Source organism: Tenacibaculum sp. Mcav3-52 (assembly GCF_022347665.1).
Classification (GTDB): Bacteria; Bacteroidota; Bacteroidia; order Flavobacteriales; family Flavobacteriaceae; genus Polaribacter; species Polaribacter mesophilus.
Window position 1 is genome coordinate 392,159 of sequence record NZ_JAKRGE010000002.1, and the last position, 12,484, is coordinate 404,642.

The following is a 12,484-nucleotide window of genomic DNA, read 5'->3' on the forward strand; positions in this document are numbered from 1 at the left end:
AAACAATAAAGTGAACATGAATTTACAAAACATATTCTATGTCTGCGCATCAATTGGAGCAGTTTCAACAGCAACATCTTTAATTTATCTTTTTATAAAAGATTATTCAAAAAGCAAGAAAATATCACAACTAGAAAGAATTTCTGAAGCTTTAAATAAGGATTTAGAATTAAGATACCAGCCACACTTATGGCTAAATGGTATTTCACTCAAACAAGATGAGAATCGTATTGATTTTGATATTAATAACAAAAGAGAATGGTGTCAGTTACTAGAATTCAACATCCTTTCTGGAGACTTAATTTTTGATGAACAAAATAAACATTTACCTTGGGAACTAGAAAACCCAACAGACAGAAGCATTCCAGAAGGCAGTCATCGAAGATATATTTTTATGATTAACAACTCGACAAAAACGTTAAATCAAGTAGAATACGAATTCGAAATAATTTATAAGAACAGACTATCTCAAAAACACTCAATAACAGCTAAAGGAAAAGGTAATGATTGTAAATTATCTCCACCTATAATAATCAATTAATCATTGATTAAAACATAAAGAACTTTTAAAACTTAAATAGTTCAGCAACTTCTATATCTAGAGCTTTAGCTAAAACATATAGAGTAGATATCGTAGTATTAATCTCCCCTCTTTCTATCCTACCAATTTGGGAAAGTGATATATTACAATCATTAGCCAAATCTTCTTGGGTTAATTCAACTTCTTTTCGTAGCTTTTTTAAGTTCTTCCCAAAAGCTACCATAAATTCTTTGTTCTTAACATTTATCACAAAGTAAAAGTCATCAAACAATTTATATATCATAAACGCATATATGCGTTATTGTGATTATATTTGAAAAACAAAATCATTGAAATGAAACAAAAAAAGACCTTACTACTATCTATCATTACTTTACTAATAGTTACCTCACTGTACCTTATAAGAGATAATATTTTTGGGAATCATATACCAAAGCCACCTCCAGATTTACCTCTTGATTTAAATAGTGAAACACACAAAAAAACTCTAAGTAACAAACCATCTAAACCTAACATCAAACCATTTAACACACTAAAAACTAGAGTACTTGGCGAAAGCAAATATTTTGTTGAAAAATTTTTAGGAAAACCCAATAAGGTTTTATCTTCTAAAATGTATTCTAATTGGTCTGTATTGATTTACTATAAAAAAGTATTTGATGAATTCGATAACAACAAAATAAAACATATTGCTATTTGGATTGAAAGAGACAATCGTTTGAATTCTAAAGTAACTAAAGTAATATGCGTAAATCCTAATTCTTACTTAAGAGTTGGTACATCAAAAATTAAGCTTCCATAAACATTAATTTATATGAAAATTAAAACAACATTATCCTTAATTGGATCACTGATCATTAGCAATTCATTATTAAGTCAAAATATCATTAAATCAGAAGAAATAATCACAAGCGGTCGAATAAGAAGTCATATTCCATATAATTTAGTTTCAGACAAAACTCATAAAACTGTCATAAATAAAGAGGGTGACATCCTATCACTTCGAGCAACTGTAAAATACTATGCAAGAAGTAAGAGTGTGCCAAAAAATGAGTTCTCAATCATAACCAAAGAACGAAAAAACATAATCGCTTTAAATACTTCTCAAAGCTTAGAAAACATCATCGTATTTAGAAATAACAATTCACTAAAAGAGTATGATAAAATATACTCTTCAAAATCTACAAACAAAGGAATTACCGTTTTTAGAAACTACATGTCCAATAGTAGAAATTATTTAAATGAAAAATTCTATAAAAACAACTTTGAACTTAACAGCAGTGGAAGTATTGATACACACCAAATTGAAAGATATAAATTAGGCTGTGGATTAATAGCTATAAAAACGAGATCAAAGTTTAATAAAAAACGTCATCTTTTTATTTCTAAAACCAAAGATGGAAAGCTAGTTGAAATAGATTTATCAAAAATAAGCTCTTCTTTCAATAATCAAAATATCTTCAATGGATTATTAAACACTACAAAAGGAGTACAACAAATAAGTTCAGATTGGGGGATTAAAGGAATATTTGAACATAACAATGTTATAACTGTATTCTTACAAATAAAAAACAACCTATTACCTGTTCAAATTGACTTAAAAACATTAAAACAACAAGTTATTAAAAACTCAGTATTATCGGAAGGTGAGTTTTTTAATGAACATAGACACACAACACAAAGCAGCGGTGATGTTTTCTACATGCCCTATTCTGGCGGGTTTGTAAACATATATAGTGATTTAAAACCCACAAAAGCAAATATGCCTTATTCGTTTGATTTAAAATTGTACGATGAAAAGCTCAAACTAATTACACAAAAAACACTTAAAGATTTCTATTTTATTCATCACGTAGCAGAATCTAGTGGTTTTTTAATAATTGGAGGCTATACAAAGTCTAAAGGCTACTTGGGATACCCGAATCCAATCATTCAAATAATAAAAAAGTCAACAATGAATATAACCCAAACAATCGTTATCCCACAGAAAAACGGCACTGTAGACTACATAGGTTACAATAAAACAGGTCAAATATTAATAGACATATCAAGTCCTTATTTAGGCTATAAAAAGAACGAAAACACTAAAAGAGTTTCAAAAATAATAATCGATGAAATTAAAGCCGATGGAACATTTAAAAATAATCTTTTCGTACATTAATCAATCTAGTAATTAACATAAAAACATTCAAGCATACTTTAAATACTTTATAAACATTTTAGGCTTATGGGTATTTAAAGTATACTCAAAAGTCATGTTTTTATTCTTTCTATTTTCTCTTTAGTTTTAATAATATCTAACCTTAATTGTAATATCTGCAATTCTTTTCTCAACTCATTCTTTTTATTAAAATCATTCTCTAAATCAATTGCCTTTTGTTTTAATATGATTTTATTTTCTATTTCATTTTTATCCATTATAAATTTTAATAAATATTTTATAGCTTATCTGAACACAGCTTCATGTTATCTACTTAAAATATACTTAAAGCCCAGTAATTCAAACTTATTTTACTCCATTATACGTGTGAGGCAAAGAGCTTTATGGTACAAAAAGGAACAATAAAAACCTCTAAAATTTTGCAAAAAATTTTTCTTTACCTCATCATTTACACACTTTATTATTTAATAATTTCCCATAACTAAGAAAGATCACACCTTTCCTAACAAAAAAAGAACATCAAGGGTAGGACTCAGAACCTTTTTTATCTTATGTTATATTCGAAAAGTTTACAAACAGAAGATTTATATCTTAAACTCTCATATTCGTTAACTAATATTTGAAATGTACAGCACCCAATACTATCAAGATACTCCGACATATAATCTTTAACTAAATCAAACTCATCCTTATAAAACTCCTGTCTTAATATATATGGGTTATGCCATTCAAATAGCAAATGTAGATTGTTTGTGTCTTTTAAATAATTGTACTCTTCCCAAATTAATTCATCTGAATAATTTACAACTCCACTCTCTCCATCTCTAAAATATATATACCTCGCTACAATTCTTTTTTGTAGCTCACTAAAATGTGATGTATCCGCTTTAAATACAAACACCTTAAATAACTCATGCAATAGTTGATTATCTTTTAAATACCAATACTCTCTTTCATAACTATCTAAATCATGATTACTTTCTTCTTCATACATTTCAGAAATATAATCTCCAATTACATTTTGTTGATTCTTATTCAGATTTAAAATACCTTCTTCTCCTATATTAAATTCAAATAGTTTACTTATTTGATTATTAATTAATAACTCCTCGCCTTTTAACACTACCTCTTCATCATATAGATAAGTTTTATTGTATAACAAACTCATCATATAATCTGCAATTAACTCTTTCTGATTTCTTGTAAATATTTTCATCCTATTATTTTTTTTAAATTATTGTTGATTTTTCAATAGGTAATCAACACTACACCCAACATTTGCGACACTTTCGCAGTACACCCTATAATTCCTGTCATCATCTAAAAAAGTTTGTAATAAACTCACCACAACTGGCTTTAGAATTTCTGGTTCAACATCTGCTAACAAATGGACGTGCAACCTATTATTGTCATCATATTCAATTGCTTCTAGATAGTTTACATCTGGTGTTAAAACCTTAAAATGATTGATTAAAAACTGATGATAATCACGATCATAATAATCTTTAGTAGTCCACACTATATTAGACTTCCAATTATGACTATAAATCGTTGGTAACTTATTCTTTCTTGGTTGTTTTAACTTAAAAGCATCTAAAATTGAATAATGAATCTGATATCTTCCTTTTTCTTTTTTAATCATCCCCTGCGATTCATACATTTCATAGACTCTTCCAACCATGTTTTTCAATGATTTATAACTAATATTTTTAATAGTAACTAAATCTTTCAAACAATACCATTTGTTATACTTATTTTGATTTATTCTTTTTATCAAATCGTCATACTTTCTTTTAATTTCTTTTTTGTTTTCCATAATTAATATTCGTTTCAACAAGACACAACTCGGACTTGGTATTAATAAATACTACACGCTTAGGGTAAAGTGAATAGTTATACCCATCTTTCTTTTAAAAAAACACCTAAACAACTGTTTTTCAGGTAATAAAATTTTAAAAGTAATTTGAAATTCCTTAAAGTATTTGGTAAATACTTTGCCCCTCTTAGTCTTACAATTTAGTTAACAAGCTATAGGAGTTAAAGCGTTATTAACCTCATCAAGTTTGTAATAAACTCGAGTTCCTATTGAGTAAGCAGTGAGTACACCTTTTTTATTCCAATTAGCAAGCGTAGTAAAACTGACACCGAGCATTTTAGCGGTATCTTTTCTTGAAATCCATTTGGTAGACTCCTGTGGTTGAAAGTCTTTTTTTAGCTGAGCTAACTCTTTCTTTAATGCCAATAAGATATTAGTCGTTAGCTTTTCTTCTGTAATATTTATCAATTGTATCATAATCTATTATTATTTAATTATGATGCAATTTTGAGGCGGGTCTAAAAAAGGGTCTACAAGTTGTAGACCCCTTTGTTCTGCCAAAAAAGACAAAATCTTGAAAATGAAATAATTACACTCCTAAATAATTATCTCATTTCTTTTAAAAAATTCTTGAATCTCTTTTTCTGCACTAAGCTTTCTTTCTTTATTTAATTCTTTGTTTTTAACTTTATAAGTACCGTCCAATAGTTTTCTTGCATTATCTACACTACAGTTCATAATTATTGCAAGCAACTTATTTTTCGATTTTTTCAATCCAGTTACATCATTTATTTTTTTGACATAACCTAATTGCTCCAACATAATATACCTCTCAAATAAGCTAAAATTTGGTAATTGAGATTTACTCAATACTATTTCATCTAACGCATCAAAGTCATTTGTTTCCGACACAGGTATTAAATTAATAAAAACTTCTTTTTTTGATTTAGCTAGCTGAATGATATATCCATGTCTATATATTTCATTTGAAATGAAGTCTAATTTCTTTTGATTATTTATTCTTAAAAATTCTTCTGTCTCATAATTAATCACCCTATAATAGTCTGTCATAATAAAAAGGTCAGACTTCTCAATTGAACTATGAATGCGGTTAACCTTTCTATACTTCTCTTTCCTAGTATTTTTAATAAAATAGGTATATTCATGTTTTAAAAAATCTAAAACATTAGCTTCATCATACTTACTTAAATATCTAGATTTTAATTCTTCAAAATAATGTTGATAAGTAGATAATGAGCAATGAGTCCAAAATAAATTTTTCTCATTAGAGAGACGATAAGCATCCATAATAAGTTCATTTACTTGATCTGAAGACTCATTACACTTTTCTAATAAATTTATTACCTCATTTCTTGTAAGAGAATCAAACTCTAAATTATTAAACTTTTTTAGAAGCTTTAAATTTAAAATAACACCTACTCTTATTGCGAAAGAAATGCTAAAAAAATCTTTCTTTTGAGTATCATTTAATCTAATAAGTTCATTGGATTGACCTAAAAACTTCAATTCATCTGGCGAGAAACCATTTAGAGATACTTCATTATCGCTCATAACTACTTAAAATTAAACTTTGTCTAAATATAGAAGTTTAGATAAAAAATGCTTTTTATCTATCCAAAAAACTTATGCCTTGAAATTTTTTCAGCACGCTCTATATCATCAACCTTAATATAGTTATAAAAAACCTTTTCTGTACTATGTCCAGAAATAGCCATAATATCTACTGTCGGCATTCCGCTTTTATAAGCATTTGTACAAAAGCTTCTACGTCCAGTATGATTGCTAATCAATTCAAACTTTTTAAACTCTTTACTTACCTTAACTCCTCCTTTAGTTATATTTTTCTCAATTACCTCATCAATCTCTGCTAACTTACCTAGTTCTTTTAAGCAATAATTGATATGCTGTTCCGCCATTCTTTCTGGTGGGTTACCATTTCTTTTATCTAGAATAGATTTAACCATACTATTAATAGGAATAGTTAATCGCTTCCCATTTTTCTTAGTTACAAGAGAGATATAATTAAACCCATTTATTGAAATAATATTCTTTGTGGAAAGAGAATTGAAATCTGAAACCCTAAGCCCAGAATTCGCAGAGATCAAAAACAAATCTCTTGCTTGATCTAACATTTTATTTGTTAACTTTAACCCACTATTAGTATAAATAGGTGATTGATGTGCTAAATCTAAATTGAACATCTTAATCAATTCATTTTCTGTCAAATAAATATTATAAGCTTCTTCATTTGGTTTCTTAAAATAACTTTTTTTAAAATTCAAATTATTATGGTAATCTTTTTCAAAACTAGCATTCATAATTGTTTTTAGAATCTTTATCTGAGTCCCTATATAATTTAAAGAATAGTCAAACTCATACATAAAGTTCAAAAAGCTATCATAAAATTCAACATTCACTTTTTCATAATTAAGTTCATAAACAGTATCATTAAATTTCTGCAAAATATTAAAGGCGTTTTTGTAAGTCTTAGCAGTCCCTTTCCCCATCGGTTTCCCTGTTTTTATCAGCGGATTTTTTTGATAATACTCTATGTACCATTTGTAAAATGGCAACAACTCTAAATGCTGAGATTCATTGTTCTTGAATTTTACTTTATTGAAATAAACATCCAACTCATTCTTTAAAACATCATTAGTAACAACAATATTTTGTCTTACAGAAAAATCAGTATAAACCTCCTCAACAAAACGTTGTATATCTGTTAACTTGTTATTAATAGCATTTTTATGAATCTCAGCAACAACATTCTTTATTCTCATTTTTTTTGTATCCCAATTTTTCACATCAGATACTTTAAGCCCTGTTGAATATCTTAATCTTTTATTAGCCCCATAATTGAAATATAATTGAATAGATGCTTGTTTTTTACTTCCTTTCCTAGCTACAAATGTGACTTTTGCCATAGAGTTAATTGCTTTTAACAAATATAACTTAAAAAATGACACAATTTTCAAAAATTGTCATTTTTTGTGTCACTTTAAAGTTTACTTATTTTTATATAAGTTTGCTTAAAGTTATTTAAAAAATCGACGTAATCATTAAAAAACCAACAACCATATGAGTTTTAAGCTTTATTCATCAAATCTTAAAAAATTATTATAAAAACTATTTTGTGATCCTGCCGAGGTCACAAAAACCCTGTTAGATTTCTAACAGGGTTTTATTTTTTATAATATTTCCTACTCAAAACATACTACATAAAAATCAAATTGATTTTTTTAAATTACTTCTAATAGAAAAGTATTATTCTTTCTTAAACCAGCTTAAGTTGTAACAATAGTCATAATAATACCTTTGATTTTATAAAATAAAAATCATGAAACAAAGACTAAACATTCAAGAATTAGAACCAAATTCTTACAAAGCTATTTTAGAAATTTTTAAATATCTTGAAACAACATCCCTCTCAAAAGACATTAAAAATCTTATAAAAATAAGAAGTTCTCAAATTAATTCTTGTGCTTATTGTATAGAAATGCATACTTCGGAGGCTCTAAAAAATGGAGAAAAACAAAACAGAATTTTTGCTTTAAGCGCTTGGAAAGAATCTCCTTTATTTTCTAAAAAAGAAAAAGCCTTGTTAGCTGCTACTGATGAAATAACACAAGTAAGTAATAATGGATTATCAGAAAACACCTTTCAGGAACTTAAGGAACACTTTACCGATAATGAAATAGCACAAATTATTATACAAATAGGAGAAATTAATATTTGGAATCGTATTGCAGTATCTACACTAATGTTTCATCAATCATCATAATGGTTTGTTATAAGATTAATAAATAAAGTCTTATCTAAATTTTCAATAAAGCTATTCTTTTTGAGTAGCTTTATTACCTTTCATTATATCCTTTACCTTGAAACATTTTAGGTATGGACTTTTCTATTCTTGACAAACGTGTTTTTGATTGTTTAGCTTTAGAGAAATACAGTAAATAACTTCTTTGTCTTCCTGGTGTTAAGCCTTCGAAAGCTTTTTGTAAATCTGAGTTTTCTTTTAGGGTTTCTTTAAACTCACTTACCATTTCAAATTCTGAAGTTTTCTTAGTTCCCACCTTTAAACCTGCTTTTTCAACTGCTATCGCTTCAAAAATATATTCTTTAATCGTTTTTGCTATAACAACTATTTCTTCTGGCTTTGTAAACCTAATTTGACGAGCAGATTGTACATTTTCTGTTTGTTGAATTAAAACCTCGTTTGTATCTTTTAACAATGCGCCTTTATGAAAAAGTAGTGCACAATAATCTTTAAAACCATGAATCAATACAATATTTTTTCCTTGAAAGGTGTAACAAGGATGCATCCATTTAAAATCTTCTTCAAGACCACAGTCCAAGCAAATTTGTCGTAACAGCTTTGTTTCTTCTTTCCAGTTTTTTATTTTTTCTATGTATTTATCTACTTTCTCCATTACAACTTTTTGTGTTCTTTTTTAATATGCAGCTTCAACAAAAACTTTGCTTAAAGTTATTGATTTTTTAAGTATAACTTAAAAAAGTGTAACGATATAAACTTCGTTACACTTTTTTATAATTAGTGATTAGACGTTTCGTCTGCTTTTACATCACCTTTTAAACTCATTTCCATATTGTGATCGTATTGACAACAACCTGGTAAGTTACCATAAGCATCTTCATTACTTGCTACTTTATCAGTATCGTAACCAGACCCTGCAATTGCGTTATGAATAGCATCTACATTTGTTTTAGAGTCATCAAACGATACGTTGATTTGCTTTCTTACTTTATCCCAATCTGCTGACGCTACTCCATCTATACCATTTACAGCTCTTTCGATAGTACTTTTACACATTCCGCAGTTACCTCTTACTCCAAAAGTTGTAGTAGTCATTGCTACTTCCTGAGTAGTTGTTTGCTCTGTTTGCACTTTTTTTGTTTCGGCTTCGTTTTTAGCTTCATTTTTACAACTTACTAAACCAATTGTAGCCAACATAGCTACTCCTAAGATTACTTTTTTCATTTTGATTTGATATTTAATTATTAATTATTTCTTTTACTTCACCACATTTTAGCATACCCTCACCAAAATACGGATTTAACACTTGTTTTTCTTTACTTAACCAATAAGCTCCTTTATCACTATCTGCCATAGGACAGTATTGTTTATAGGTAACCTCATTTATTCCAAAAGATTGAACTGCTATAATAAAATGCTCTGATAATACTTTAAAATACTTTCGCTGAGCACTTACATCAGTAGTTTTTCCAATTTCTGCATTGCTTGACTTTAGCGCAGGAACTAATTGCATCCACTGTTTATGAGCTTCTTCATTCGTTAACAACTTCATATCAACCGATGTTAAGGCTTTTTGTAGGTTGCCTGCACTTATTTTTGCTGCATTTGCATCAGTTTTTACCAAAGCATCTTTTAAGACAATGTAGGCTTCATAAGCTTTTTGCAATTGCTCTTTAAACTTTTTTGATGTACTAAAAGATTCCATAATCTCTTTTGTATGATTCATCATTGACTTCTTCCCTTGTAACTGCGCTGATGCATCAATTGTGAACACACCATTCGTAACAATCTCTTCTCCTGACTTCAACCCTTTCTCTACTAAATAGCTCTCTCCTGCTCTTCTTCCTAATACCACTTCTCGCATTTCAAAAACTGGTTTACTTGCGTCAGGCTTTATGTATACAACTGAACGTTTTCCTGTCCATAAAACTGCTGTAACCGGAATACTTAATTGTTGTTCTGTTTGCTTTCCTGTAGCTTCCACCTTTCCTGTAACAAACATAGCTGGCTTAAACCTTCCTTTACTATTATTAAGAACAGTACGCATAGTTACCGTACGAGTTTCTTGATTTAACACAGGGTCAATAAACGAAACTTTTGCTTTAAAAGTTTCGTTAGGATATGCATTTGTAGTTATTGATATATTTTGACCTACTTTAAAATTACTGATTTGATTCTCATATACATCAAAGTTTGCCCATACTGAATTCAAATTAGCTATTTTCAATAAGACCTGTCCTTGACTTACATAATCTCCTTGTTCTACTAGTTTTTCTGATACTGTACCAGAAACTGTAGCATACACAGGAAAGTTTTCTTTGACTTCCCCTGTTTTTTCAATTTGATTAATTTGGTTTTCAGACAGCTTCCACAATTTTAGCTTATTTCTAACTGCTTTATACAATGCTGGCTGATTTTCTTTTACTGACGCTGCTGTTAATAATTCTTGCTGTGCTTTTACCAATTCAGGAGAGTATACTGTTGCCAACAACTGGCCTTTTCTTATTTCTTCTCCTGTAAAGTTCACATTTAAACGTTCTATTCTTCCTGCAAAATAACTTACTTGTACTGCATTTGACTTTTCGTTTTCTGCTATTTTTCCGGATAATGTAATTGTATTATCAGCACTCATAGCATTACCAATTATAGTTGTCTGTACATTTGCTAATGCCAATGCATTTTTAGTCAATTTAAACTGATTTGCAGCTAGTCCTTCAGCTCCTGCTTCCGCAGGGATTAAATCCATTCCACAAATAGGACAGTCTCCTGGTTCTGGTTGCATAATTTGTGGGTGCATAGAGCATGTCCACATTTTACCTTTTTCTGCTGCAGTATGGTCATGAGGTGCCTCACTTTTTGAAGAACCTCCACCAAAAAGTAGCCATCCTAAGAATACCCCAGCAATTAAAATTACTATATATATTATATATTTTTTCATCTGTTTACTTTATTAAATAATTAATAGTGGCACTTTGCGTATAATAAGCTACTTCTGATGTTATCATATTCGTTTGAAACTTCAATTGTAATTCTTGAATATCTAACACATCGTTAAAATCTATGGTTCCTGTCTCGTAACTTTTTATCAAAATTTGCTCTGCATTTTTAGCTTGCTCTAAATTTTTAAGTTGTGTTTGATAACTTATTACAGATGCTTTTCTATCTGAAACTGCTCTGTATAATACAGACTCTAGCATATTATATCGCTGTTCCTTTTGCGATAAAATTTCCTCTTGTTGTAACTTATTTTGCTTACTGATAGATTTATTTTTCTTATTAAAAATAGGAATTGACAACGATACCATTGGCATTACAATATCTTTTCCATTATCTATCACATTCATATCGGTACGCTTACCAACATTCACATAATCAAGTCCAAAACCAATCATTGGTTGTTTATCTTTTTGGTTTAAGAATTCAGACTTTTCTACAGAAGTATACAACTTGTCAAACTTCACCAACTCTGGATGCAACTTTAAAGTACTTGGTTGTATTTTATCCGTTTCTTTAGAAATATGCAAACTATCAACCACTGAAATTGATGTATTAACATCTTGATTCAGTAGTTTATTAAATGCTTTTTGCATTCCTAAAAAAGTTTCTTGTAACACTTCTTTTTGTTGTGCTAACTCGTTTTGTCTTATTTGTAACCTTAACACATCTACTGCGGAAGCTTTTCCCACTTCAACAGAAGTTAACGCTAACTTTTCATACGTTTCAAGTAACGCAATATTTTCGTCTAATACTTTTTGTTTTGCTTTAACCTCATAAAGCCTGTAATACGACTGTGCTACTGATGTTGCTAGTTTACGTTTTACAACTACGATATCCTGATAAGCTGCTTCAGCCAATGAAGACACATAGTTTTCTCGTGCTGTTATGGTTCCGAAAAAAGGAATCATTTGCTTTACAGAAAGTTTAAATTGCTGCGGACCTGTACGTGTTTCTGGTGTACTTACGAAATAACCCGCTCCAAATTCAGTATTGGGTAGTGTATTTACCTCCTCCTTCTTTTCTGAAATACGCTTGTACTTTGTATCGAACTGCTGTACTTCTGGATTATTTTCTAAGGCAATGTTTATATATTCCTGTAGATCTTGTCCTTGCATTTTAAATGCAAAGATTATCGAAACAAGAAACAAGACTACTTTTTTATTTTTCATT

15 protein-coding genes are annotated in these 12,484 nt (G+C 29.1%); 4 read left to right on the forward strand and 11 right to left on the reverse strand.

The window, feature by feature from the left end; translation table 11 throughout:
* The first annotated feature begins 16 nt into the window (after positions 1 to 16).
* Positions 17 to 541 (forward strand): hypothetical protein, encoded by a 525-nt coding sequence (locus MHM83_RS07760; RefSeq protein WP_239179092.1) that lies wholly within the window; start codon positions 17 to 19, stop codon positions 539 to 541.
* A gap of 25 nt (positions 542 to 566) precedes the next feature.
* Here the strand turns inward: MHM83_RS07760 and MHM83_RS07765 are convergent, their stop codons facing one another.
* The gene (locus tag MHM83_RS07765; protein WP_239179094.1) at positions 567 to 824 is read right to left on the reverse strand and encodes a helix-turn-helix domain-containing protein; all 258 of its coding nucleotides are present in this window, start codon (positions 822 to 824) and stop codon (positions 567 to 569) included.
* A gap of 51 nt (positions 825 to 875) precedes the next feature.
* Between MHM83_RS07765 and MHM83_RS07770 the strand changes: the two genes are divergently transcribed.
* Both MHM83_RS07770 and MHM83_RS07775 read left to right on the forward strand, forming a co-directional pair.
* Positions 876 to 1,343 (forward strand): hypothetical protein, encoded by a 468-nt coding sequence (locus MHM83_RS07770; protein ID WP_239179096.1) that lies wholly within the window; start codon positions 876 to 878, stop codon positions 1,341 to 1,343.
* Positions 1,344 to 1,355: 12 nt separating this feature from the next.
* On the forward strand, positions 1,356 to 2,702 hold the full coding sequence (locus tag MHM83_RS07775) for a hypothetical protein (RefSeq protein WP_239179098.1): 1,347 nt from the start codon (positions 1,356 to 1,358) through the stop codon (positions 2,700 to 2,702).
* Positions 2,703 to 2,794: 92 nt separating this feature from the next.
* Here the strand turns inward: MHM83_RS07775 and MHM83_RS07780 are convergent, their stop codons facing one another.
* The 6 genes from MHM83_RS07780 to MHM83_RS07805 form a co-directional block, all read right to left on the reverse strand.
* A complete protein-coding gene (locus MHM83_RS07780; protein ID WP_239179100.1) occupies positions 2,795 to 2,959 on the reverse strand; it encodes a hypothetical protein in 165 nt (54 codons plus the stop codon).
* 287 nt (positions 2,960 to 3,246) lie between these two features.
* Positions 3,247 to 3,918, reverse strand: a complete 672-nt coding sequence (locus MHM83_RS07785; protein WP_239179102.1) for a hypothetical protein — start codon at positions 3,916 to 3,918, stop codon at positions 3,247 to 3,249.
* 18 nt (positions 3,919 to 3,936) lie between these two features.
* Positions 3,937 to 4,518: a hypothetical protein gene (locus tag MHM83_RS07790; protein WP_239179104.1), complete on the reverse strand. Its 582-nt coding sequence runs from the start codon at positions 4,516 to 4,518 to the stop codon at positions 3,937 to 3,939.
* A gap of 204 nt (positions 4,519 to 4,722) precedes the next feature.
* Positions 4,723 to 4,995 (reverse strand): helix-turn-helix domain-containing protein, encoded by a 273-nt coding sequence (locus MHM83_RS07795; RefSeq protein ID WP_239179105.1) that lies wholly within the window; start codon positions 4,993 to 4,995, stop codon positions 4,723 to 4,725.
* 120 nt (positions 4,996 to 5,115) lie between these two features.
* Positions 5,116 to 6,090 (reverse strand): hypothetical protein, encoded by a 975-nt coding sequence (locus MHM83_RS07800; protein ID WP_239179107.1) that lies wholly within the window; start codon positions 6,088 to 6,090, stop codon positions 5,116 to 5,118.
* Between the two features lie 59 nt (positions 6,091 to 6,149).
* The gene (locus MHM83_RS07805; RefSeq protein WP_239179109.1) at positions 6,150 to 7,463 is read right to left on the reverse strand and encodes a tyrosine-type recombinase/integrase; all 1,314 of its coding nucleotides are present in this window, start codon (positions 7,461 to 7,463) and stop codon (positions 6,150 to 6,152) included.
* A gap of 413 nt (positions 7,464 to 7,876) precedes the next feature.
* On the opposite strand from MHM83_RS07805, the gene MHM83_RS07810 reads away from it, so the two are divergent.
* Positions 7,877 to 8,320 carry a carboxymuconolactone decarboxylase family protein gene (locus tag MHM83_RS07810; protein WP_073181562.1) on the forward strand — a complete coding sequence of 148 codons (444 nt, stop codon included), beginning with the start codon at positions 7,877 to 7,879 and terminating at the stop codon, positions 8,318 to 8,320.
* A 73-nt stretch (positions 8,321 to 8,393) separates the two neighbouring features.
* Here MHM83_RS07810 and MHM83_RS07815 read toward each other — a convergent pair whose 3' ends face one another.
* From MHM83_RS07815 to MHM83_RS07830, 4 genes are all read right to left on the reverse strand, one after another.
* The gene (locus tag MHM83_RS07815) at positions 8,394 to 8,972 is read right to left on the reverse strand and encodes a YdeI/OmpD-associated family protein (RefSeq protein WP_167713318.1); all 579 of its coding nucleotides are present in this window, start codon (positions 8,970 to 8,972) and stop codon (positions 8,394 to 8,396) included.
* Positions 8,973 to 9,094: 122 nt separating this feature from the next.
* Positions 9,095 to 9,541, reverse strand: coding sequence for a heavy-metal-associated domain-containing protein (locus MHM83_RS07820; RefSeq protein WP_239179111.1), 447 nt, complete (start codon positions 9,539 to 9,541; stop codon positions 9,095 to 9,097).
* Between the two features lie 13 nt (positions 9,542 to 9,554).
* Positions 9,555 to 11,255, reverse strand: coding sequence for an efflux RND transporter periplasmic adaptor subunit (locus MHM83_RS07825; RefSeq protein WP_239179113.1), 1,701 nt, complete (start codon positions 11,253 to 11,255; stop codon positions 9,555 to 9,557).
* 4 nt (positions 11,256 to 11,259) lie between these two features.
* Complete coding sequence (locus MHM83_RS07830; RefSeq protein WP_370641918.1) at positions 11,260 to 12,483, reverse strand: TolC family protein; 1,224 nt, start codon at positions 12,481 to 12,483, stop codon at positions 11,260 to 11,262.
* Position 12,484: the final 1 nt, after the last annotated feature.

What these genes read in the sequence shown, in the direction of transcription:
- MHM83_RS07815 (WP_167713318.1), bottom strand. Translation starts at nt 8,972, where the DNA reads ATGGAGAAAGTAGATAAATACATAGAAAAAATAAAAAACTGGAAAGAA.
- MHM83_RS07785 (WP_239179102.1), bottom strand. Translation starts at nt 3,918, where the DNA reads ATGAAAATATTTACAAGAAATCAGAAAGAGTTAATTGCAGATTATATG.
- MHM83_RS07820 (WP_239179111.1), bottom strand. Translation starts at nt 9,541, where the DNA reads ATGAAAAAAGTAATCTTAGGAGTAGCTATGTTGGCTACAATTGGTTTA.
- MHM83_RS07780 (WP_239179100.1), bottom strand. Translation starts at nt 2,959, where the DNA reads ATGGATAAAAATGAAATAGAAAATAAAATCATATTAAAACAAAAGGCA.
- MHM83_RS07775 (WP_239179098.1), top strand. Translation starts at nt 1,356, where the DNA reads ATGAAAATTAAAACAACATTATCCTTAATTGGATCACTGATCATTAGC.
- MHM83_RS07770 (WP_239179096.1), top strand. Translation starts at nt 876, where the DNA reads ATGAAACAAAAAAAGACCTTACTACTATCTATCATTACTTTACTAATA.
- MHM83_RS07830 (WP_370641918.1), bottom strand. Translation starts at nt 12,483, where the DNA reads ATGAAAAATAAAAAAGTAGTCTTGTTTCTTGTTTCGATAATCTTTGCA.
- MHM83_RS07760 (WP_239179092.1), top strand. Translation starts at nt 17, where the DNA reads ATGAATTTACAAAACATATTCTATGTCTGCGCATCAATTGGAGCAGTT.
- MHM83_RS07805 (WP_239179109.1), bottom strand. Translation starts at nt 7,463, where the DNA reads ATGGCAAAAGTCACATTTGTAGCTAGGAAAGGAAGTAAAAAACAAGCA.
- MHM83_RS07800 (WP_239179107.1), bottom strand. Translation starts at nt 6,090, where the DNA reads ATGAGCGATAATGAAGTATCTCTAAATGGTTTCTCGCCAGATGAATTG.
- MHM83_RS07765 (WP_239179094.1), bottom strand. Translation starts at nt 824, where the DNA reads ATGATATATAAATTGTTTGATGACTTTTACTTTGTGATAAATGTTAAG.
- MHM83_RS07790 (WP_239179104.1), bottom strand. Translation starts at nt 4,518, where the DNA reads ATGGAAAACAAAAAAGAAATTAAAAGAAAGTATGACGATTTGATAAAA.
- MHM83_RS07810 (WP_073181562.1), top strand. Translation starts at nt 7,877, where the DNA reads ATGAAACAAAGACTAAACATTCAAGAATTAGAACCAAATTCTTACAAA.
- MHM83_RS07795 (WP_239179105.1), bottom strand. Translation starts at nt 4,995, where the DNA reads ATGATACAATTGATAAATATTACAGAAGAAAAGCTAACGACTAATATC.
- MHM83_RS07825 (WP_239179113.1), bottom strand. Translation starts at nt 11,255, where the DNA reads ATGAAAAAATATATAATATATATAGTAATTTTAATTGCTGGGGTATTC.